General features: G+C 48.8%; 21 protein-coding genes and 2 tRNA genes. 8 read left to right on the top strand and 15 right to left on the bottom strand.

The features are described from left to right. Nucleotides 1–37: 37 nt before the first annotated feature. Both ABD852_RS22610 and ABD852_RS22605 read right to left on the bottom strand, forming a co-directional pair. The gene (locus ABD852_RS22610; RefSeq protein WP_345033037.1) at nt 38–748 is read right to left on the bottom strand and encodes a tetratricopeptide repeat protein; all 711 of its coding nucleotides are present in this window, start codon (nt 746–748) and stop codon (nt 38–40) included. 73 nt (nt 749–821) lie between these two features. After that, complete coding sequence (locus ABD852_RS22605; protein ID WP_345033035.1) at nt 822–1,781, bottom strand: vWA domain-containing protein; 960 nt, start codon at nt 1,779–1,781, stop codon at nt 822–824. Between the two features lie 124 nt (nt 1,782–1,905). Here ABD852_RS22605 and ABD852_RS22600 point away from each other — a divergent pair. Together ABD852_RS22600 and ABD852_RS22595 are read left to right on the top strand one after the other, a co-directional pair. Next, nucleotides 1,906–1,992: transfer RNA gene (locus ABD852_RS22600), tRNA-Ser, on the top strand. 195 nt (nt 1,993–2,187) lie between these two features. Continuing rightward, nucleotides 2,188–3,246, top strand: coding sequence for a hypothetical protein (locus ABD852_RS22595; RefSeq protein ID WP_345033033.1), 1,059 nt, complete (start codon nt 2,188–2,190; stop codon nt 3,244–3,246). Between the two features lie 8 nt (nt 3,247–3,254). Here the strand turns inward: ABD852_RS22595 and ABD852_RS22590 are convergent, their stop codons facing one another. The 7 genes from ABD852_RS22590 to ABD852_RS22560 all read right to left on the bottom strand — a co-directional run bounded on the left by ABD852_RS22590 (nt 3,255) and on the right by ABD852_RS22560 (nt 8,445). Continuing rightward, complete coding sequence (locus ABD852_RS22590) at nt 3,255–3,635, bottom strand: hypothetical protein (protein ID WP_345033031.1); 381 nt, start codon at nt 3,633–3,635, stop codon at nt 3,255–3,257. Beyond that, nucleotides 3,632–4,555 carry a CHC2 zinc finger domain-containing protein gene (locus ABD852_RS22585; protein WP_345033029.1) on the bottom strand — a complete coding sequence of 308 codons (924 nt, stop codon included), beginning with the start codon at nt 4,553–4,555 and terminating at the stop codon, nt 3,632–3,634. Before ABD852_RS22585 ends, ABD852_RS22590 begins: the two co-directional genes overlap by 4 nt. Nucleotides 4,556–4,840: 285 nt before the next feature. Then, on the bottom strand, nt 4,841–6,127 hold the full coding sequence (locus tag ABD852_RS22580; protein WP_345033027.1) for a VapE domain-containing protein: 1,287 nt from the start codon (nt 6,125–6,127) through the stop codon (nt 4,841–4,843). Between the two features lie 112 nt (nt 6,128–6,239). After that, on the bottom strand, nt 6,240–6,470 hold the full coding sequence (locus tag ABD852_RS22575; RefSeq protein WP_345033026.1) for a hypothetical protein: 231 nt from the start codon (nt 6,468–6,470) through the stop codon (nt 6,240–6,242). A gap of 192 nt (nt 6,471–6,662) precedes the next feature. After that, the gene (locus ABD852_RS22570) at nt 6,663–6,914 is read right to left on the bottom strand and encodes a hypothetical protein (RefSeq protein ID WP_345033024.1); all 252 of its coding nucleotides are present in this window, start codon (nt 6,912–6,914) and stop codon (nt 6,663–6,665) included. Beyond that, a complete protein-coding gene (locus ABD852_RS22565) occupies nt 6,911–8,161 on the bottom strand; it encodes a site-specific integrase (protein ID WP_345033022.1) in 1,251 nt (416 codons plus the stop codon). Before ABD852_RS22565 ends, ABD852_RS22570 begins: the two co-directional genes overlap by 4 nt. Nucleotides 8,162–8,187: 26 nt before the next feature. After that, on the bottom strand, nt 8,188–8,445 hold the full coding sequence (locus ABD852_RS22560; RefSeq protein WP_345033021.1) for a hypothetical protein: 258 nt from the start codon (nt 8,443–8,445) through the stop codon (nt 8,188–8,190). A 137-nt stretch (nt 8,446–8,582) separates the two neighbouring features. On the opposite strand from ABD852_RS22560, the gene ABD852_RS22555 reads away from it, so the two are divergent. Continuing rightward, nucleotides 8,583–9,200 (top strand): helix-turn-helix domain-containing protein, encoded by a 618-nt coding sequence (locus ABD852_RS22555; RefSeq protein ID WP_345033019.1) that lies wholly within the window; start codon nt 8,583–8,585, stop codon nt 9,198–9,200. Nucleotides 9,201–9,247: 47 nt separating this feature from the next. Then, nucleotides 9,248–9,685 (top strand): hypothetical protein, encoded by a 438-nt coding sequence (locus ABD852_RS22550; RefSeq protein ID WP_345033017.1) that lies wholly within the window; start codon nt 9,248–9,250, stop codon nt 9,683–9,685. A 649-nt stretch (nt 9,686–10,334) separates the two neighbouring features. On the opposite strand, the gene ABD852_RS22545 is transcribed toward ABD852_RS22550, so the two are convergent. The 3 genes from ABD852_RS22545 to greA all read right to left on the bottom strand — a co-directional run bounded on the left by ABD852_RS22545 (nt 10,335) and on the right by greA (nt 12,458). After that, a tRNA-Leu gene (locus ABD852_RS22545) sits at nt 10,335–10,418 on the bottom strand. 118 nt (nt 10,419–10,536) lie between these two features. Further along, complete coding sequence (locus tag ABD852_RS22540) at nt 10,537–11,973, bottom strand: gluconokinase (protein WP_345033015.1); 1,437 nt, start codon at nt 11,971–11,973, stop codon at nt 10,537–10,539. A gap of 11 nt (nt 11,974–11,984) precedes the next feature. Next, nucleotides 11,985–12,458, bottom strand: coding sequence for a transcription elongation factor GreA (gene greA / locus ABD852_RS22535; RefSeq protein ID WP_345033014.1), 474 nt, complete (start codon nt 12,456–12,458; stop codon nt 11,985–11,987). Between the two features lie 20 nt (nt 12,459–12,478). Here greA and ABD852_RS22530 point away from each other — a divergent pair, with 20 nt between their 5' ends. After that, the gene (locus tag ABD852_RS22530; RefSeq protein ID WP_345033012.1) at nt 12,479–12,832 is read left to right on the top strand and encodes a hypothetical protein; all 354 of its coding nucleotides are present in this window, start codon (nt 12,479–12,481) and stop codon (nt 12,830–12,832) included. 42 nt (nt 12,833–12,874) lie between these two features. Then, entirely contained in the window at nt 12,875–13,810 is a 936-nt protein-coding gene (gene fmt / locus ABD852_RS22525) for a methionyl-tRNA formyltransferase (RefSeq protein WP_345033010.1), read from the top strand. 37 nt (nt 13,811–13,847) lie between these two features. Here fmt and ABD852_RS22520 read toward each other — a convergent pair whose 3' ends face one another. From ABD852_RS22520 to ABD852_RS22510, 3 genes are all read right to left on the bottom strand, one after another. Further along, the gene (locus ABD852_RS22520) at nt 13,848–14,552 is read right to left on the bottom strand and encodes a YjjG family noncanonical pyrimidine nucleotidase (RefSeq protein ID WP_345033009.1); all 705 of its coding nucleotides are present in this window, start codon (nt 14,550–14,552) and stop codon (nt 13,848–13,850) included. A gap of 54 nt (nt 14,553–14,606) precedes the next feature. Beyond that, the gene (locus ABD852_RS22515) at nt 14,607–16,085 is read right to left on the bottom strand and encodes a DUF1501 domain-containing protein (RefSeq protein ID WP_345033008.1); all 1,479 of its coding nucleotides are present in this window, start codon (nt 16,083–16,085) and stop codon (nt 14,607–14,609) included. A 72-nt stretch (nt 16,086–16,157) separates the two neighbouring features. Beyond that, the gene (locus tag ABD852_RS22510) at nt 16,158–17,708 is read right to left on the bottom strand and encodes a M20/M25/M40 family metallo-hydrolase (RefSeq protein ID WP_345033007.1); all 1,551 of its coding nucleotides are present in this window, start codon (nt 17,706–17,708) and stop codon (nt 16,158–16,160) included. Between the two features lie 214 nt (nt 17,709–17,922). On the opposite strand from ABD852_RS22510, the gene ABD852_RS22505 reads away from it, so the two are divergent. Further along, on the top strand, nt 17,923–19,041 hold the full coding sequence (locus tag ABD852_RS22505) for a Gfo/Idh/MocA family protein (protein WP_345033006.1): 1,119 nt from the start codon (nt 17,923–17,925) through the stop codon (nt 19,039–19,041). Continuing rightward, nucleotides 19,038–22,766 (top strand): PVC-type heme-binding CxxCH protein, encoded by a 3,729-nt coding sequence (locus ABD852_RS22500; RefSeq protein WP_345033005.1) that lies wholly within the window; start codon nt 19,038–19,040, stop codon nt 22,764–22,766. The genes ABD852_RS22505 and ABD852_RS22500 overlap by 4 nt, the downstream gene beginning before the upstream one ends. The last annotated feature ends 1 nt before the right edge of the window (nt 22,767 follow it).

The following is a 22,767-nucleotide window of genomic DNA, read 5'->3' as shown; positions in this document are numbered from 1 at the left end:
TTTTTATCTTGGTGTAAAGGCGAGGATGGAAGTACCATTACCACTCCACCTTCTTTCCGGGTTTATTTCCTGCCCGCGCACCAAGTCGTCTAAGTTGATAAATATACTGTCTTTCGTTTACTTTCATGGCATCGAGGATGGACTTCGCCTGCTCCTCGCTCATATTAATTTTATCCAGGTTTTGCAGAAGCTGCTCGCGTTTGTCCGAAACTTCTACAACCGCATTGTCTACCTGGTCCGGCGCACTGGCGGTCTCGACCGGGCTGGTAAGCGAATCGGGCTGCTCGGTTTTTGCCGGCTCGCTCCCGATTGCACTTCCCGAATAACGCGACCGGAGTATTTCGAAGTCCGCAATAATCGTCCGGTTGACCCGGTCCAGCAGGATTGCATCCTTCAGCCTGCTCAGGGCTTCGGCGGTATCCTTCTCTGCCAGCGCGATTTTTCCCAGCTGCCATTTGGCTACTGCTGCAATCTTCGGATTTTCCACCCTGGCCAGAATCCGGTAATTCCGGCGCGCTTCGCGAACTTCGCCGGCCAGGAAATAGGCATGGGCCATGTTCAGTCTACCGGCCGGGTCAGAAAACATAGAAGCGTCTACCACCGTCCGGTAATGGGCGGCTGCTTTTTGGTAGTCCTCTCGGGCGAAAGACTCCTCTGCGGCAACCTTGGCCTGATAGACCAGCTTCGCCGACGGATGGGACATCAGGTCCCAAATCCAGAGCACTACCCACAAATACGCATACGCCATACGAAAATCGCACCACGGCGGCTATGGTTGAGCACACGCCGTTGCTTTACGTACAAATGTACGATATTGCTCTCTAAACTCGGAAAGTACGAAACGTAATAAGCAGGTCCAAAGCCAACAAAAGTATGGCTATCCCCAAAAAGTAATAGTATTTATTGTTTGCAACTTCTACGCTGCGTGCATCAACCCGGTGGGTCTGGGTGGTATTAATGGCCTGGATAAGCTGCTCGGTTTCGATCACATCGTCACCGATCCTGAAATATTCGGACCCGGTCTCATTCGCCATCTTGATAAGCGCGGGCTCGTCCAACCGGCTGACCACAATATCTCCCTTTTCCGTTTTCAGCGGTCCGTGCACAGTAGGGATCGTACTTCCGTTGGCAGTACCGACACCCACATAGAACACCAGGAAGTCTTCACGCTTCAGGCGCATAAAAAGCTCGTTGGAGCAAGCTGCGCCTCCCTCGCCGTCGGTAACGAGCACAATAATCTTCGAATTATTGGCGTCTTCGGCGCGCTGCATCTTTTCGTAGGCAAGCTGAAGGGCCGCGCACGGGTTGGTCCCCTGGCCCGGCAGCAATTGCGTATCGAAAGACTGGATCAGGAAACGCAGCGATTCGCTGTCATAAGTAAGGGGTGACTGGATAAAGGCCTGGTTCGAAAAGGCGATCAGGCCGATGCGGTTGTTCGCCAGTTGTTCGGTGAGGATACCCAGCTCGTATTTTACCTTTTCCAGCCGGCTGGGCGCCAGGTCTGTAGCGTCCATTGACTTGGAAACGTCCACCACCAGGTAAATGTCCCGGCCCATAACCAGCAGCTTCCGCTCGACCTCGCCGAAATAAGGGCCGGCGAGAGAGACAATCATCAGCCCGAGAATAAAGGCGCGGAAAAGAAACTTGATAAAAAGCGAGCGCGGTTTGGTACCGAACTTCCTGGCTATGCGGAAAGTACGGAGGATGAACAACACGTAGGCCACTAAAAATGCCGCAATCAGGAGATACTCCGCCGTACCGGGCAAGTTAATCCAGTTCATATTTACTTCTTCAAACCGCTTGTCTATCAGCCCCAAAGTTAGGCATTGAGGCTATTATACGAAGATTTTTATGGAAATGTTTGTAAAAGACGAGGTGGTTGCCCTATCTTTGCGCACCTGTTCGGGAGGGATGGGTGAGTGGCTGAAACCAGCAGTTTGCTAAACTGCCGTACGCGCAAGTGTACCGCGGGTTCGAATCCCGCTTCCTCCACAGAAAGGCCGATTATCGCGAGATATCGGCCTTTTTTCTTGCAGCTCGGCCGAATTATTGGCCTTTTCGGTAGAAAAATTCGGATATACACTTTGATTTAAAAACGATGTGGCGTATATATAGCGTTAGAAGTACTACGATCACTCTTAGAAACCCCCAAAATAATACTATTAAAACAGCCTCCATATCTGCTTTATGATTGATTTAATAAAAAGTATCCTCGAAGCGACACGCGACAGATTAAAAAGCCCCGTCCTTGGCACATATAGCTTAGCGTTTATTATATATAACTGGCGGCCGATACTTTATATTCTTTTTTCTAGCTCTAGTATTGAAAGAAAAATAGACTTTATTAACACTCACTACGGCTCTTACGGCGCAATTTTATGGCCCTTACTGATTACTGCTACAATAGTAGTTCTCCTCCCATTTCTAACGCTTGGGATAGAGTTAATATTAATAAAACCTCAATTTGAGAGAAAAAGAATCAAACACAACGATAAAGTTTCAAATCTGGACGATAGAATTGAAATCGCAAAAAAAGAATTTGAAATTGAAAATACAAAATCAGGTACTAAAACAATAGAGTCACTTAGGGAAACTATAAAATCGTTAGAGGCAGAAAAAAATTCTTTCGAATCATTGCTTACAACTGAAAGGCAAAAATTCGCAGAAGATCTACAGAAACAAACAGATATACTGCAAAATGAAATAGACAAAAACAAGGAAACATTAAACAAAATTTCATTTTCAAGCAAATCGATTGATACTTATAGTGACTTAATAAATTCTGAAAATCATAAAACATTTTATTCAGACTTCAATTCTAAAGGATTAGTTTCAGATGAAAGCCTTTACTATTTCTACGAAAATTTTGACCTGGCATACCAAACACATTCAGGCACATATATCTATACCGAACTGGCTAACGAAGTGTATATTTTAAATTTCGAAATAAACAATTCAAATATAATAAAAAAAGAATTTATTAGTCTGATATTAGAGTTAAATGACTATGAGTCAAATTCTATAAACCGGATAGAAAAAAATATCGATAATAATCAGTTAAATATCGATAAATTCAGAAAACCTATATTCAATAAATTATTAGAAATGGGGTACTTAAGACATAGTAATTATTCAAACAATTATCATTTAACAGAAAAAGGAATAGAATTAAAAAAATTAATTCCTTTAGTTAAATCTGGGATTTATTCTCGAATCGTCCCATCTATGCACCAACAATTAAATTGAAAGCATATTTAAGCCAATATTTCAAAGTCATTGGAAAGAAATTTTGCCTTAAAATCAATAAATGGTTTCTCTTTCATATTTCTACTATCTAAATTAGGCACGATATCATTTACCGCTTCGTATAGATCGTTACCAACAAGTCCAGCAGGTACTAATCTCCTGTAAAAGCAAAATAGCACAAACGGAAAAGATTCACGATCCCATCCGTATTCTTCCATAAAACCCCGATATTCTGACATTCGAAACATCATTTTCTTTACCGCCCCCCGGTCAACTGGTTCGGCCTTCTTTTCCCGGTAGCTTTTTTGCTTGCAGGCCCGGGAACAAAACCGCTGATCGGCGCGCGTTTGCTCAAACGGTTGGGCGCATACTGTACACTTTGCTTTCATCTTGAAATCACGTTAAAAACCACTCTTACCGGACACGCATGAAACGTGACCGGATTGTTACGGCTATTCATTAAAAATTCGTTGAAATCGTTACTGCTTGGATACAGTTCTTTTGACATATCCACTACGTCAAAACCGGCCTCATTTAGCTTTGATAGGCTTTTTCTACCCGTATCATCGTTATCAAAAAAGCAGCGTACTACGTTGCCTTTTTTGAGTATCGGTAACACAGCGTTTAGGTTCACCGTGCTATTCAGTACTATAGTGGTATGTATAGGGGTGTAATACCCGTAGTACATACAGGCAGAAAGGAAATCAAAAAAGCCTTCAAACAGGTTGACCGCGCCGGGCTTCCCTGTTATGGTGGTGATCCCGTTGCCGGTTTTACCTTTAAACCCCTGGCTACGCAGTTCATAGCCCCCGGCATCATTCTTAAACCCCAGGGCGTAATATACCCGGCCTTTATTCCGGTAGTGGACTTCCCGCAAATACTTCCCGGCCAGTATTTCAGAAATACCCCTGTATTCAACGTATTTGAGTAACGCCGGGGAACTGATCATAAAATCAGATAAAACCTCTACACCGGCAGATTTGGCGGCATTGTCGGGATATTGGCCGCTAAAGAAAAAGGAACGGCTTGACGGCTGCAGCCCGGTTAGCAGTTTGACGGCATGCACGAAGTCACATTTATCCAGCAGGCGAACCAGCCGGATCACGTCGCCTTTCTCACCGGCCCCGAAGTCGTTAAAGACGTTCTTTCCCGGATCAACAAAAAAGGACGGGGTATTCTCACCGTGTAGCGGTGAGAAATAAACCAGCTGGCCGCCGACCTCTTTGGCGGGTTCAAAGCCTTTGCTAAAGAGGTAATCCGCTACGGGGATCCCCTTTGCTTTCTGTATGTCTTCGTTTGATAGCATCATTGTATTTTATTTAGATTTTTGGCAAAAATTAAAAACGAAAGTTTCTAAAGTTTTAAAAAGTAGGTTACTAGCCTTACTACCTTACTACCGGCGACCTAACTAACTGATTATCAAAATCATTTTTTAGAATCCGGTAGTAACCTTTTCCTTTTCTTTTAGCGGATCACCTTACTACACCGGCTCAATCTCTTATTTGTAGTAACCTGTAGTAACCTGGTAGTAACCTGAAAAGAGAAAAGGTTACTACCAATAATATAGGATAGCAGGCCGTAAAGCGCATTTTCTTCAAATGGTAGTAAGGTAGTAACCAGTTTCGGGCAAAAACTGCAAAATTTCATCTTTGACCGAAACGGCTGAATAATAGTATCTTGGACTATTCCCATTAACTTTCCGGCTGCGCTTCTCGAAATTCAGATAAGCCATAGCCTTACCGATCCTATCCGTACTGAAGTTGTTTGCCCCCTTGCTTATATCCCTGATTGCATCACGTACGGTTGTAGAGGTCAAAAGAACCTCGCCGTCCGTTCCAGGCTGGCAAGGCTGAAAGTACCGTTCTATTATTTCGACTTCAGCCGGTAGTTTGATAAACTTGCCATTGTTCTGGCTTACCTGCATTTCCTCCTCTTTGGTCAACTGGCATTTGTAATCATCGCTCTCTGCTAATGCCAGGGCCTGCGCCCAAACCATATTTTTGTCGATCCTGGCGGCATACCCCTTTCCCCCTCCGTTGTCGTGCTGGATCGTCAGCAGCTCGAACACCAACCAGCGTACATTCCCCGTCAGGTCATTCAGAAACTCCATATCATTGATGGAACCGAAGAAGCTGGCATACCGGATCATTTTTTCATCCCGAATACCATAGTTACGCCGTACTTTGAAATTGTCTTGAGAGATCAGGGTTTTGATCCGGCTCGCTTCGGTCTTGTGCATTCCGTCCAATTCATCCAGATTCATCATGAAGTTTTCAGACAGCGCGATCGTAGAATCTTTGTGTGATAAGTCTGGGTTTTCTTTGTAGTACTCTCCTGCCAGTTCATCCGGGCATAACCAGCGGAAAAAGTAGCTCTTACCGGCGCTTTGTCCGCCCTGGAATACAAAGCATTGTTTGTTGAATGGTATCTTCCGGAGCACGCAGGCGACACAACGAACCAGGTGCTTTTTAAACATTTCGTGAGCAAACCGGCGCTCGGCATCGTTCCGGTAACATTTGAAAGTAATATACCCCAAAAGATTTTCTATATGATCTGTATCCCCCTCTTTCCATTTTCCGCGTATGGTATCAAAATAAGCCTTGAAAGGGTTGTATGTTTCTGCTAGCGTCCGGCTCTTTACAAGCAGCGATATGATGCGCTGCTTTTGAAACATCCCCGCGTTTATCGCTTCCAGTTCCAAAACAGCTAACCGCTGATCAGTCAAAGGCATATAAACACTTTCGCCCTTTACCCGTATTTCGTCCCGGTCTAAAACCTCGTTATACCTGAAATCGTAACGGCTTTTTAGGAAGTCTGATATATGCTTAATTTCGGCGTTTTTTTCTCTAGAGGATGATTGTCTTTTCACGTTAATTTCCATATCTTTATATCGTCTTAAGGCTTTGTGTTTGATTGAGTTGTGACTATTGAACACAGGTTTTAATATGCTCAAAGAACCAGATAAAAGCCCGGATGATAGCCGGGCTTTTTCTTTATTCGGGCAGATCAAGATGATTGAGAAATAAATCCACTAATTCGACGCGTAAATTGTGTTTCTCCAATTCCGAAACCCTTACCCATGAAGCTATTTCAAACAGCTTTACCCGGATTGAATCAATGATTGGGCTATCCTCTTTACGCTCACCTCCTTTCATATCGTCCAAAATTGAATGTACATGCCCGATCACTTCAATTATCGGGTGTGATGTAATGTTTACTTTCATTTTGATTAGGGGTTAGTAGTTGAAATATGTATACATCTTTTCCGGCGTGCCGTTCCCTGGTATATGGATTCTGAAGTAACGAGTAAGCCGCTGCAACAGTGATAGAATAACGGCCTTTCATAAAGCCGCTATCCCAGTAGCAAAGCCAAACGCCTTTATGATATTCGTGCTCTATTTTGGTGATCCTGATTATCATAACTTCCTACGGTTAATTATGAGCCTTACTTTCTCACATTCTGCCTTTTCTGATTCGCTTATCGAACGACTTTTAACAAACCGATAGTCCTCGAAATGCATGCCATCAGTACGGATAAAATCGGCCTCTAAAAGCCCCTTTGCCGTTTCTTCGTCAACAAACATTTGGTGACGCTTCCCGGAATACTCCTTTACGTGCATTGACCAGATGCCGGAATATTTGATGTAGGTCAGCCGGGTGATGGTCATAGGTCTTCCTGGTCAAACTGTATGTCCTTATCCAACCGACTTTTGTCCAGCTTCCCGTAATGCTTTATGAAATTGGTAGACCTATGCCCCAGTATTTCCGCCGTAGCTTCGTGAGAAATCCCTAAAACATTTATACAGTAGTTGGTAAGCGTCTTTCGCCCTATTTTGGTTGTCAAGTGCTTATTAATACCAACATAGGCCGCAATCTGCTTCAGGATCAAATTGCGCTTATAGTTATTCCGTTTGGGTAGCTTGTCTATGCCCTGGTATTTGTCTATGATCGCCAGGGCCAGGGGGTGCAGCTTCATTTGGTAGGGCTTGTCTTGACGACCGCCCTTTGACTTGACCCGGTGCCCCTCAATCCATTTGCTACCGTTATACTCCGTGATCCTGTACCGCTTTTCTACGTAGTCGGAATGGTGCAGGCCAGTAAAGCAGGAAAACACCAGGGCGTCCCGTTCCTCATCCAATACCCGTATGGTATCATCCGGAAGCGGCAACGTGCTGAAATCGTAAGCGGCCAACTGCTTGACCTCATCCTGTGACAGGTGCGTAAGGTCGTATAGACCGGACTTCCCCAGCCGGATAGACGCCAGCGGGTTTTTGCTCACCAGCCCTTTGTTAAAAGCATAGGTATATACCGACCGGAAAAAGCCGGAGATTTTGGCCGCGTAATCCTCTTTGAACCGGGCTTTCATGTATTCGATTAACCCCAGGAAAACCCGGTCGTCAATGTCGGTTATCAGTAAACCTTTTTGCCCGGATTCTTCCAGGTACCGGGATATATTGGTGAAGTATTTGGCGTAGACCTGGAACGTACGCTTGCTATTGTCGGACGTGAGTTCCTTTTCCCTTACAAATCGCTCATATATTTCCTGAAACGTATATTTGTCCGCCGCTCCTTCCCCCATAGCCAGGGCGGCCAGCTTTCGGGATGTGATCGTTTCCCTTGATAGCGTGAGATGATCTTGCGCCTCTAAAAAGCGGGTTCTCAATTGTGCTATCCGGCTGTTGATCAAACCGGCCTCGGTTGACTTCCCTTTAACTGCCTGCTTTTTGCTATCCCATTCACCGGGAAGGACGCGTATACCGGTTGACCTTTCAGGAGCGCGCAGACCGTCTACAGTCACACGGACATATAAAACGCCATGTGTTGACCTAACGCCGGGTTGATGCAGAATGAACCGGACATTTGCCCGGCTCTTTGGTTGCATGGTCTTTTGACCAGAATTGATTAACTTTGCCATTGTCGTAATGGTTTGATTGTGAGATATTAAACATTGACACTTTGCCCGGCACTGTTACCAGCAGCGGCCGGGCTTTCGTTTTTACATAGTTCCTCTAAAGGCACACCGAAGAACTCCGACAGGTTGACGGCCTCAAAGCCGTATATTGGCTTTTCACCACGTAGCAACTGACCAAAGCGCTTTTGATTGATCCCGACTTTATTATAGAAAGCCCGGTCGGGCTTAACAGGAAGTCCCGTTTTGCCACTTGCGCGATTCAACGCCTTTCTTAGTACTGTATCCATAACCGTAAATATTATGCTTAATGTTCTTGATTTTTGATACAAATCTAAATATTTAATGAATTATATTCCAAATATTTGATACTTTTTCGCATAAAAACTTTTGAATACCTTTGTAAGGTTCTAAAAATCAATGTCAAATGATAACAGAAAAGTTAAAACAGATACGGGAAGAAAGCGGGTTAACTCAAGCGGAACTCGCCTCCAAACTGGATATGGAAAGAAGCAATTACGCAAGGCTTGAAAATAGGGGCGAGCTACTCACGATAGCCCAGCTAAAAGCAATTTGCCGTGCTTTGGATGTTTCTGTACTTGATGTTATTGACGAAAGTAATAACCAAGCAAGTCGCACCGGAAAGAATCAGGAGTTAAAAGAAGTCAACCGAAAACTCAGGGAGTTAAAAACCGAGAACGGGCTTTTGAGAAACTTTACGAATTGGGTTACTATGCTATTTAGAGACGAGTTTTCAGCAATGAAAAAAAACCTCTTAGATGATGTAACTGAAGCAGAACCGCCAAACGACGAAACTTTAAAGAAATTAGGAAAAGTACTTTTCAGCTACGAAGACCGATATTTATTTTGGTCACTCTTCATGGCGAGTTCTGGTTTTATCTCTGAAAAGTGGTTTTTGGACGCCTACAAAAGAAGTGCTCGACAAGTGGGACACAAAACGAATACGGCTGAAGTTATTAATTGGGTTAACGGGGTACTGGATTATATTTCAGAAGTAGACGAAGACGACAAGGAAAAAGAATAGCGTGATAGAGCTCAGCGCAGTAATACCAAGTCAATCACATTTATGACATGGCAACGGATATCAAAATAGCATACCGTCCCCGATCCGTTGAGAGCGTAACGCTCGATGCTAATTCAAAAGACAAGCAGGTATTGCACCTGATCCGTCTTGCTTTGGAGAGAGCAGCGCAAACCGATCCGCCGTTACCTGAAGGATGCGCAGAAATCGAATGCACGCGCAAAGGCCAGATCAAGCGCCTAACGCTCCGTTATGAGCCGTATGATGAATATATTGAAGACCTGATGGATAGCGCGTTAATCCATTCGAGAAGGGATGAAAAAACTTATCCGCTGGAAGAGGTCATAGAAATGCTTAGAATCAGGAATGCAAAAGAAGCCGCGAAAATCAAATATACAATTCCGCCAATACCGGAAGGGATACGGTTTAACGATCCTGACGAAAACCCTACAGGCCTGAAAGCTAACGCACAAAATGAACAACCGTGATTGTCCAGGGGAAACCCGTCCCGGCGCAGTCACGGTACGATATCCCATAGATATTCCCGTCTATGCTGCATCTGTGAAAGATCGATCTTGATTAACAGCCGGCTGCTCACAGAAACGACGGCCAGCATAGACATTTCCAACTGTGAAAGATCCTGGAAAGGTGACACCCCGGAGAATCACATAAAGGCAGAATCACCGGTGATTCCGGAACATGGTTTTGGGGCAAAGTTCAGGATATACCCTAATGAAAAAGGACATATAGCAAAATATCTGATTATCAATACATTACAGAAACTAAGCACTCTACCTGAAAAAAGAAAAGGCTAATAATTCGGATATACACTGAAAAAATACACTGGAAATCAGCGAGTTAAACACGCGGAGATGGTCCCGCTTCCTCCACAAAAGGCCGATGTCGCGAGATGTCGGCCTTTTTTCCTTTTCATTCGGTTCTGGATTGGCTTTTTCGGGATCAAATACAAAAGTTGTGGAGGAGGTTGAGATCAAGAATAATTCTTGTGGAGCAACTTAGATTAAGTATATAGCTGAATTAACGGATTGATCCTTTATCATCCTGTACAAGCGGGAAAGGCAAGAAAAATAATCCATCAAAAAAGGCGTTTGCTCCTCGCAAACGCCTTTTTATCAGTGACCAGAAGGAGAGTCGAACTCCTACACCCGTAAGGGCACTACCCCCTCAAAGTAGCGTGTCTACCAATTCCACCACCTGGCCGTCACTCCTCATTCATAAAGGGATTGCAAAAGTAATGTTTCAACCAATTGATCGCAACAGAACACCCAAATTTTTATGAAAAAGTAAGCAGTCTTTTTAACATAAGAGAACAAACCCCTTACAACGGTATCGTTTTCAGCAGTTTACCAAACCGGTCAAACACTTCCCGGTAGGCTGCGTGCACGTCTGCATTGAACTTAACTATTTCCGCTACCTTCACAAAATTCTCCACATTGGAGAAGTCGGGTATTTCTCCCAGGGCCCTCAACCCTACAAGGGCCGCGCCAATGCAGCCCGCATCGTTGGTTGCGTTCAAAGCCACATCCATCCCGAAGATATCTGCCAGCATTTGGACAAACACGCGGCTTTGGGCAAATCCGCCGTTGGCATACAGAATATGCGCTTCCTCCTTTTCAAGCAGCACACCGGCAATGGTGTACAGGTTCATGAGTATTCCCTCCATCACGGCGCGGGCAAAATGGAAACGCGTATGCCCGATATCAATGCCGTGAAAATTGCCGCGTACCGCCGAATCCCATAACGGGGCACGCTCTCCCATCAAATAAGGGAAAAAGGTAAGGCCCTCCGAACCGGGCGCTATAGCCGCGGCTCCTTCGAGCATCTGTTCAAAAGTCAGATCCGCAAAAAAAGTATCTTTCAACCATTGGAAAACCACCCCGCCGTTATTGGTCGGTCCGCCCACGATCATGATATCGCGGTCAAGCGGGTAGCAGAAGGTACGCATTTGCAGGTCGAGGTGCACTTCCTTAAAAGTTTTTCGGACTGCGCCGCTGGTACCTATGGTGAGGGCCAAAGTACCCGGTCCGCCGGCGCCGCTGCCAAGATTCGCCAGGCAGCCGTCGCTCCCGCCCGCGATAACCGGAATATCTTTCAGGATTTCCCATTCCCTTGTCACAGGGGCGGAAAAATAAGGTGAAACAATTTCAGGCAATTGCCCCGGGGTTATTTCCAGGCCGGTGAGCGTTTCCTCATCCCACTCCAGAGTGCGGATGTTAAGCAAACCCATTGCGGCTGCCATGGAATAGTCGGTCACCAGCCGGCCGGTCAACCTCAAAATTACATAGTCCTTTATCCCCAGGTACCTGGAAGCCCTATATAACCCATCCGGCTTATGCAAATTGACCCACAACAGCTTGCACGCGGGCGTCATTGCGTGAACAGGAATACCGGTACGCAGATATTGCGCCTTTCCGCCTGCGGAGTTTCGCAGGCGATCAGCCAGGTCACCGCTTCGGTTGTCTGCCCAGATAATCAGCGATGAGCCCGGTACCCCGTGCTCATCCAACGCCATCAGACTGTGCATTGCCGAGCTGAAAACCACCGCCACCGGGCTTTTATCATGTCCGGCGATCAGTTTTTTCAAAACCGTCACAGTGTGCCGGAAGATTTCATCCGGGTCCTGCTCGGCGTAAGCCGGAGCCGGGTGCAACATCGGGTAAGCAATGCTTTCACTACCCAGAATAGCACCCTCCAGGCTGAATGACACCGCCTTTACGCTCGTCGTACCAATATCACAACCGACGATATAACGCACTTTGCGAATAATTATCTCGAAATATCCAGCACTTCAAATTCCACCAACCCCGCCGGGATCTGGATCTGCGCCACTTCGCCTACTTTCTTTCCCAACAGCCCTTTCCCGATAGGCGAGCCAACCGAAATCTTACTCTGCTTCAGATCGGCCTCCTCCTCCGATACCAGTGTATACGTAACAACCATACCGTTTTTCCGGTTTTTGATTTTCACGTTCGACAATACCGCTACCATCGAGGTATCAATCGAATTTTCATCCAGAATACGGGCATTGGAAAGCGTTTCTTCCAATTTGGCAATTTTAAGCTCATGGAGCCCCTGCGCATCTTTCGCAGCGTCATACTCCGCATTTTCGCTCAAATCACCTTTATCACGGGCTTCCGCTATCTGCCTGGCTATATCCGCACGTCCCTTGGTCTTTAACTCGTTCAACTCGGCCTTAAGTTTGTTAAGACCCTCCTCTGTGTAATACGATACCTTTGCCATTTTTAAAAACTGTCTTTATAATGTCCTGTTTCCGCCTTTCGCTTACTTCGCCCAGGGCGAAAAAAAAAGAACGGTATCCAAACCGTTCTACAGAAGTAAGCCAGCTTCTCGTAGGGCGTCTAACTTATATTTTGTGGAAATGCTATTTTAACTCTGTTTCTCATTTGTTCTTCGGCACAAACTCAAAAATAGCAAGATTAAACAATTCAAACAAGTGTTTGGACAGTTTTGAAAATATATTCTTTCGCAAAACGCTAACAATCAAACGATCACCTGTGTCTGCCGGTTTTGCTGCGCGTTCAGGTGCGCCAGAACAAGCTTATTGCCGCCTGTTTCCCGGCTTCAGCCTGCCGATTCTGGCCGGAATGTTCTAATTTTGGGAAGAATAACACCTGGTCTCATATTGATTTTATAAGATGGAAGCTTCTCCGAGGATTGTTTTTATGGGCACCCCTGACTTCGCCGTAGCCAGTTTGAAAGCGCTTGTTGAAGCGGGGAAGAACGTAGTAGCGGTAATTACTGCGGCCGACAAACCGGCCGGAAGAGGCCTTAAGCTCACACCTTCGCCTGTCAAGGTTTATGCAGCTTCGCAGGGGTTGAAAGTGCTGCAGCCCGAAAAGCTCCGCAACCGGGATTTCCTGCAGGAATTGCGCAGCCTCTCAGCAGATCTTTTTGTGGTTGTCGCCTTCCGCATGCTTCCGGAAGCTGTCTGGTCCATGCCACGCCTGGGTACCTTTAACCTCCACGCTTCGCTGCTCCCGCAATACCGCGGAGCCGCCCCGATTAACTGGGCGGTAATTAATGGCGAAGAAGCAACCGGTGTCTCGACCTTCCTTATAGAAAAAGAAATCGATACGGGCAGGATCATTTTCCAGGACCGTGAACGCATTCACCCCGAAGATACCGCCGGCGATCTCTATGAACGGCTGATGCAAAAAGGAGCTGCGCTGGTTGTAAAAACAGTAGACGCATTAGGCGCCGGTTCCTTCCCCAGTGTAGTACAAGACGCAAACGATGACTTGCGCCCGGCCCCCAAACTGTTTCGTGAAGACGGGCAAATCGACTGGCAGAAGGACACTTCGTCCATATACAACCTGGTGCGGGGCCTCTCCCCCTACCCGGCCGCATGGACAACGCTGGACGGGTTAAATTGCAAGATTTACCGCACCGAAAAAGTATCGTTTCAGGGAAGCGCACTGCCCGGCGATTATGTCACGGACGGCAAAAGTTACCTCTACTTCAAAACCGGCGACGGGTGGCTGGCCGCTACCGAACTTCAGCTTGAGGGAAAACGAAAAATGGGGATTGCAGATTTTCTACGCGGCTATAAACCCGCTTCAACCCGGTCCTGACAGCCCCCTCAATCCGAGCAGGGCCGGTTAAGGTATATCAAAGCAAATCTCGCAGTTGGTCAAGCGACCGGATACTCAGGTAGCCCTCCGGTTCTATCTCCAGTCCGTTGGGATTAAAAAATATGGCCTCGATACCCACCTTCATTGCTCCGTTTACATCTGCCTCCAGGTTATCGCCTATCATTACAGCCTCTGTCTCGGACACCGCGGCTTTTGCCAGGGCATGATGAAAAATAGCCGGATGCGGCTTCAATACCCCAACCAGCTCGGAGATCACGATATTCTGAAAGTACTTCTCGAGACCGCTATGCCGGATTTTCATCTGGCAGGCCTCCCTGAAGCCATTTGAAATCAAATGCAGGGAATAGGAGGGACGCAAATACTCCAATACTTCTATGGCATGGGGGAACAGGTGCGGTTTCCTGGGGCAGATAGCCAGGTAGTCCTCCTCGAACTTTTCGGGGAATGCATCCGGATCGGCGCCGAGCACCTGGAAGGTTTCGCGGAAACGCCTTTTCCTTAGAACTTCCTTGGTAATCTTACCCGTATTGTATAAGCCCCAAAGCTGTTGATTAATGGTTGAATACGTCGAAATAAAGTGTTCAACCGGGGTGGAACCGAAGTAACGGTTAAACCCGTAAATGTCATAGAGTTCGGAAAGCGCCTCCCCGGCGTTCCGGTCAAAATCCCAGAGTGTGTGGTCCAGGTCAAAAAAAACGGCCTTCTTACTGTAATTCAACATGGTGCAAAAATAGGGAGTTTGCCCCTATCTTAAAACAAAACCATTACACTCAGGTTAAGCCAAAATACCGTCGACCACTTTACCGGACACATCGGTCAGGCGAAAACGACGCCCCTGGTGCTTGAAGATGAGCTGTTCGTGGTTGATCCCCATAAGGTGCATCACAGTCGCCTGGAAATCATGCACATGAACCGGGTTTTCCGCAATGTTGTAGCTGAAATCATCCGTCGATCCATAAACAAAGCCTTTCCTGACGCCGGCGCCTGCCATCCAGATCGTGAAGCACCGCGGATGATGGTCCCTCCCGTAGTTTTCCCGTGTCAGTTTTCCCTGAGAATAGGCCCCGCGACCAAATTCGCCCCCCCAGATCACCAGCGTTTCATCAAGCAGCCCGCGTTGTTTCAGATCCATCACCAACGCCGCCGACGCCTGGTCCACCGATTTAGTCATGATCTGTATGTCTTTGGGCAGGTTCCCGTGCTGGTCCCAGCCCTGGTGGTAAAGCTGTATAAACTTCACGTCCTTCTCGGCAAGCTTGCGGGCCAACAGGCAGTTGGCAGCGAAAGTACCGGGCTTGCGGGACTCCTCACCATACATATCGAAAATATAGTCCGGCTCTTTGGAAATATCGAGCGTTTCCGGAACAGCAGTCTGCATGCGGTACGCCATTTCGTATTGTGCCATCCGCTGGCTGATTTCCGGATCAAGCACTTTCTTGTATTGAAGGTCGTGCAATTCGGTCAGTGCATCGAGCATCCGCCGCCGGGTTACCTTGTCTATTCCGCCGGGGTTGTTCAGGTAAAACACCGGATCAGGCCCGGATCTGAAAACGACACCCTGGTGCACCGAAGGCAAAAAGCCATTGCTCCATAATTTGGCGTACAACGGCTGGTCACCACCCCGCCCTTTGGACAACAATACGACAAAAGAAGGCAGGTTCTGGTTGTCTGACCCGAGTCCGTAGCTCACCCAGGACCCCCAGGAGGGTCGCCCGCCCTGCTCGCTGCCTGTCTGGAAAAAAGTAATGGCAGGATCGTGGTTAATTGCTTCGGTATACATGGACCGGATGAACGTTGCCTCGCCGGAAATGCTTGAGATATGCGGAATCAGCTCACTCATCCACATTTTCCCGTCCAGGTAGCGATCAAACCTGAAAGCCGAAGCGGCCAGGGGAAACTTGCTTTGCCCGGCAGTCATGCCGGTAAGACGCTGTCCTTTCCGGATAGATTCGGGCAGGTCCTGCCCCCACATGGTCTCCAACCGGGGTTTATAGTCAAAAAGGTCCAGTTGCGAAGGCGCCCCGCTTTGAAACAGATAAATAACCCGCTTCACTTTAGGCGAAAAATGAGGCTTCCCTAGCGGCATTTCCACTTCAGGAGCGGCTGCACCGCGTTCCTTGCCCGCCCAGCTTTTATCGGCATTGAGCAACCCCGACAATGCGGCGGCACCCAAACCCAGGCTGGTCCGGGAAAGAAAATTCCGTCTACTCTGCAAATCGTGAAAACTCTGCTCAATCTCCCGAAAAAAACTCATCACATGCGAATCGGATAATTCAACCTAAAAACAGTACAAGTTAACCGGTACTACCCTAATAATCAAATGTTATTACCTGGCGACCGGCTTTGGCAATTCCTTTCTTGGCATTTTTTTATCCATCTGCGCCGTATTGTACACAAATGAAGCTACAATGACAGCCATCTGCCGGAGGTCGTCCATTACCAGGCGCTCGTACAGGTCCTGGTTGGTATGATGGGTCCTGGATCCGTATTCGATACCGTCCTGTATAAACTGGAAACCCGGCAGACCCACCGCATCAAAACTCAAATGATCGGTTCCGCCGGTGTTACGCGAGGTGAGGGTAGGCTGGTCGATAATGTCCCCGAACGGCTCCAGCCATTTTTTAAAAATCGGTCGTACCGCTTCATTCCCCTGCAGGTACACGCCCCGGATCCGGCCGGTGCCGTTATCAATATTGTAGTACGCCGACAGTTTTTCGTGATCAGGATGAAGCATCATCCTTTCGGCGTCACCGAAGGTCTTTTTGACATAATTCCGGGAACCGTATATGCCCTGTTCTTCCCCGGACCAAAGCGCTATGCGGACCGTACGCTTCGGCTTTAAGCCGGTGGCCTGCAGAATACGTACGGCTTCCAGCATGACAATACTGCCTGCGGCATTGTCGGTGGCGCCGGTCGCTCCGTGCCACGAATCCAGGTGGGCTCCCAACATTACAATTTCGTCCGCCAGTTTCCTGTCGCTGCCCGGTATTTCGGCAATTACGTTGGCGGCTTTTGTCTTTTCCTTGAAAAACCTGGTTTTCACGTCGGCTTCTACCTTTACCTCCATACCGCTGTTTTTCAATCGCTGCAGCAACCCTGCATGTTCATTGGAAAGCTCAAAAGCAGGGCCCGGGTCGGGCGTACCCGCCTGGAAAGACGCTCCGTTGCTCGTAAACAGCGTTCCGTGCCGGCCGTTTCTACGAATCAGCTCCAACTGAATTTCTTCGGCCTTCAAAAAACTGTCTACCTTGGTCCTGAAGTTTCGCATGAGCCGGTAGCGCTCCAGCATTTCGGGCGAGAACCGCTGCCCTCCGAATGTCTCCGAATTGGTCAGCTTATCCAGATCCTCGTGCGTGAGCCGTACCGCATCGGGCTTGAAAGTAGGGCCCGCGTCAAAATCTTCACCTTTGACAAGCACAATCTTACCTTTCAGCTTGCCCGTATACCTGGCAAAATCGGATTCATTGTTAAGTTCAACCACCGCCACATCACCTGAAATCAAACCCGGCGTGCTCCCTGTCCACGCTTTCGGAATTGCTATAAAAGGCATATAATAAGGTTGCGTCATGGCAAGATAGCTCTTCTCAAACTGCCAGCCATTGCCGAACTCACCCCACTCATCGAGCCTGGCATTTTGCAGTCCCCACTCGGTAAGCTTGCCGACAGACCACTCCGCGGCCCTTTGAAAACCCGGCGAATTAGTCAGCCTGGGGCCCGAAACATCCGTGAGCTGGTGCGCAATGGCTTCTACCTGAGAATTGCTCATACCCTCCTGCCTGATCTTATCCAGCGCCTTCATGTCCAACTTCTGGGCAAAGCCTGCAGCATGAAACAGGAAAGTGAGTAAAAACGGGACCATTCTGTGCTTTGATGACATAATCTTCAGTTTTTCTTTGAAACCAGGTATGCTCCGGAGGGTGTTTGAAGTGCCTTCCAAATACGTCTGAAATGACGGTCTTTTTTTAACACACTCTTATAATTGCGCAAGATATTCTTTATTGCGTTCAAAACAGCGGCTCCCGCTTTGTACCTTGCCAATAAAATGTCTAAAAAACAATTGTCTGAAATAAAACTTACCCGTAATACATATCATGTCCAAGAAAATTAATGTTGCTATTGTAGGCCTGGGCTTCGGTGCAGAATTTATCCCCATTTATCAGAAACATCCTCAAGCTAACATGTACGCAATTTGTCAACGAACCCGGGCCAAGCTCGACGCTGTCGGCGACGCCTTTGGAATCGGCGTCCGTTACACGGACTATGATGAATTGCTGAAAGATCCTCTTGTTGACGCTGTCCATATCAATTCGCCCATTCCGAACCACGCCGAACAGACATTGAAGGCGCTCCGGGCGGGAAAACATGTCGCCTGTACCGTCCCGATGGCTACTTCGGTTGAAGAATGCAAAGAGATTGTACGCACGGTTAGGGAAACCGGGAAAAAATACATGATGATGGAAACCGTGGTCTATGCGCGGGAATTTCTATTCGTGAAAGAACTCTATGAAAAAGGCGAATTAGGGAAAGTTCAATTTCTGAAAGCCAGCCATCAGCAGGACATGGACGGCTGGCCGGACTACTGGCCGGGACTTCCGCCCATGCACTACGCCACTCATTGCGTGGGCCCGGTAGCGGGGTTACTGAGGTTGGAGGCCGAATATGTTTCCTGCTTCGGTTCAGGCACCATCCGTGAAGAGCTCGCCAAAATCCACAACTCGCCTTTCGCGGTAGAATCCGCTCATATCAAATTCAAAAACAGCGACTTGTCTGCCTATGTATACCGTTCGTTGTTTGACACGGCAAGACAATACCGTGAAAGCTTCGAGGTTTACGGCAGCGAGAAATCTTTTGAATGGCCCCTCATTGAGGGCGAAGATCCCGTCATTCACACTGCTAAAAAGGAAGAGCACGAAATTCCGCAACGCGTCAAAACGCCCGACTACGCTCATTTGCTGCCGGCTGAAATCCGATCTTTCACGACCCGCGGCGTTTACGACGCCGAAGATGCTACCCACCTGTCATTTACCCAGGGAGCCGGGCATGGAGGTTCACACCCGCATCTGGTCCATGAGTTCCTGTCAGCGCTGGTAGAAGACCGCGAACCTTTTCCAAACGCACAACAATCCGCGAACTGGACCAGCGTGGGAATATTGGCCCACGAATCAGCTTTGAAAGGTGGAGAAATCATCAGATTACCGGACTTTGAATGAAAATATTATCAGCCGTATGCCTGGTCGGGCTGGCGCTGACTTCGGCCTCAGGCCAGCAGGCGCGCGTTCATAAAGACGATAACGGAAAAGGCAGGCGCATTGAAGTGCTCTTCCTCGGCGACAACGGCCATCATCAGCCGGCCGCGAGGGTACCGCAGCTCATGGCCGCACTGGGACCAAAAGGGATCAATATCACTTATACTGACGACCCCGATGACCTGGACAACGCCACGTTAAAGCAATATGATGCGCTGCTGCTGTATGCCAACCTGGATTCTATTACCCCTCCGCAGTCAAAAGCTTTGCTCGATTTTGTAGCTTCCGGCAAGGGGTTTATCCCGGTACATTGCGCTTCCTTTTGCTTCCGGAATGACCCGCAGATAGTCAGGCTGATGGGCGGACAATTCTGGCGTCACACCTGGGATACCATACAACCGGTCTGGGTAAAACCGGACCATCCGGCTATCGCAGGCGTTGCACCTTTCAAAACCGTCGACGAGACCTATCTGCATACGAAGCTGGAAAAAGACAATGAAGTACTAACCGAACGGCTGATCGGGAAGGACCAGCAAAAAGACCGGCCGGGGCAAAAGACCGAGCCTTATACCTGGGTCAGAAAGCACGGCAAAGGTAAAATTTTCTATACCGCTTACGGTCACGATGAAAAGACCTGGTCGCAACCCGGCTTTCATGACCTGATTGAAAAAGGCATATTATGGGTCATTGACGACGATGCCAGGAAGGCGCATGCGGCGCTTAATCCGGCCCCGTTCGCTTACCGTGAAGCAAAACTGCCCAATTACGAACAACGCCCCGGTCCCCAACTGCAGCAGTTACCGCTTTCCCCCGAGGAATCAGTCAAACAAATCCAGGTGCCGGCCGGTTTTACCCTCGACGTGTTTGCCCACGAGCCGAACGTCACGCACCCGATTGCCCTGAGCTGGGATGAACGGGGCCGTCTCTATGTCTTAATCACCAAAGATTATCCCAACGAGCGAAAAGCCGAAGGGGGCGACGACTACATACTCATTTGCGAAGACACGGATGCCGACGGTAAAGCCGACAAGTTTACCCGGTTTGCCGAAGGATTGAGCATCCCGACCGGGATGGTATTTGCCAATGGCGGGGTTATCGTAGCGCAGGCGCCGCATATGTTGTTTTTAAAAGACACCGACGGCGATGACAGAGCCGACGTAAAGCAGATCCTGTTTTCTGGGTTCGGCACTTTTGATACGCATGCAGGCCCTTCCAGCCTGCACTACGGTTTCGATAACTGGATTTACGGAGCTGTCGGTTATTCGGGCTTTAAAGGGAAGTTCGGCAAAAGCGATTCGCTCAATTTCGGGCAGGCCCTCTTCCGCTTTCGCCCAGATGGCTCGGATATGGAATTGCTTACCCGGACTTCGAACAATACCTGGGGGCTCGGCTTCAATGAAGCAGGCGATCTTTTCGGATCAACGGCAAACAACGCACATGGCTGGTACATGGCTATCCCCAGCCGCTATTACGGGGCCAGTAAAGTCGATAATGGCAGCCGCAGCACCGATACGCACAAAGGCTTCCAGCCGATCACCGACAAAGTAAGACAGGTCGACGTCTTCGGCGGTTTCACCGCGGCAGCCGGTCACCAGTTCTATACCGCGCGGGCATTCCCTCAAAAATTCTGGAACCGGGCTGCTTTCGTCGCCGAACCTACAGGCCACCTGCTCCACATCAACTACATGGAGAAGCACGGAACCGACTTCCGCGATAAGCTGGGTTTCAACTTACTGGCGGGAGCCGATGAATGGGTCTCTCCCGTGTTCGCACAGGTGGGGCCGAACGGTGCCGTCTGGGTGGCGGACTGGTATAGCTACATTATACAGCACAATCCTACTCCGAAAGGTTTCGAGAACGGCCCCGGGAATGCTTACCAGACCGACCTGCGCGATTATACGCACGGGCGGATTTACCGGGTCGGGTGGAAAGACGCACCCTCCTACCAGCCGGTTACGCTTTCAATAGAAAAACCAAAGGAATTGCTGAAGGCACTTCGCCACTCCAATATGTTCTGGCGCCTGCACGCCCAGCGCCTGCTGGTAGAGCGGCAAAAGAAAGATGTGGTGCCTGAGCTTATCAGCCTGGTCAGCGACCGTTCAGTAGATGCCGTTGGGCTCAATACAGGCGTAATTCACGCTCTGTGGACGCTGCATGGGCTCGGCGAAATAAAAAATGAAAATCCGGCCGTATTCAGGGCCGTACTTTCGGCGCTCCGGCATCCGAGCGCTGCGGTAAGGAAAAATGCGGTACAGGTTCTCCCCAAAAATCCGGAAACGGGTAGTGCACTGATCAGCCAAAAACTTCTGAACGATCCCGATAAGCTGGTTGTGCTCAATACCTTACTGGCTTTCAGCGAAATTCCTTTGACGCGTGCCATTGAAAACGCCATATCAACCAGGCTTTCACAAGCCTCGGAAGTAGAAGACCGGTGGCTGCCCGAGGCATTCGCAGTTGCCCTGAATGCGCACGACGGTGTGCTCCGCAAAAAGGTCCTTGCTGATTTGCAAAGCAAGGCCGGCAGATCAACTGCGCTCGAAGCAACCGCTCATGCACATCATGATACCGGGAACCCGCCTGCCGCCAAGTCCTCGAACCTGCCGGACCTGGCCACGACGGCCGAGCTGGCAGTAACCGATATCCGCATCTCGCCCGAGCCGCTCAACATGCGTGACCTCGCCCGGATCACCGTTGACATCACCAATCTGGGTGGCCGCGAGGTCCCGAAGGAAAGCGTACCCACCGTTGTCGTCAACATCGACGGGGCAGGGATCAGCCAGAGCTTTATCAGCCGCCAGCTCACCAAAGGCATCGGCGCCGGTCAGACGGTACAACTTACGGAAGGCAACAACGGCCCCTGGAAAAGCAGCTTCGGTTTTACAGCCGAGCAAGCCGGGAAAGTGACGGTTACCGCTATCGTGGATACCGAGCAAACCGTTCCGGAAAGAGATGAAAGCGGCAACAACCGGCTGGCCAGGACTTTCGAGGTAATACGCCCGGCGAACCTGACGTCTTTCGCTCTGGAACGCGCAATCCGGGGATACGCCTCTTACGCTTCCGGCAGTGAGGTTATCGGGTTGCTAAAAATGTCGCTGCAACCGGCCAACAGCGCAAAAAATGCCATTCTGAGAGGGGTAATTTCAGGCTGGGACGCTAAACGGACGGAAAACGCAGAACCGGGAGACGCCGGGTTCCTGACAGAACTTCAGCATCAAATACCCGCCAGCCTCCTGGACAAGTACGCTGCGCTTTTAAAATCCTTTGGGCTCGTTCAGGAAAGCGGCAGTAATGCCAACACCCAGGTCGTACACATCCGTGCGGTCCGCGAGGAAATGAAATTTAACCTGAGCACTTTTACGGTAAAGGCAGGCCAACCGGTTGAACTTGTGTTTGAAAACCCCGACGCAATGCCCCACAACCTGGTCATTGGCAAACCGGGCACGCTGGAAAAAATTGGCGGTGCTGCCGACCTTATGATTACACAACCGGATGCCAGCGAGAAAAATTACGTTCCTTCCATTTCCGAAATAATTGCCGCCAGTCCGCTGGTCAACCCGGATGAGCGCTACCGGCTCCGGTTTGTTGCCCCCGTGACCGCCGGCGACTACCCGTTCACCTGTACTTTTCCCGGGCACTGGCGGCTGATGTCAGGCCAGATGAAAGTAGTGGCGGCCGATAAGGAGAATTAGC

The organism is Ravibacter arvi, from assembly GCF_039540405.1.
GTDB lineage: Bacteria > Bacteroidota > Bacteroidia > Cytophagales > Spirosomataceae > Ravibacter > Ravibacter arvi.
Note: the sequence above shows the minus strand (reverse complement) of the source record. Positions and strands in the feature narration are given on the sequence as shown.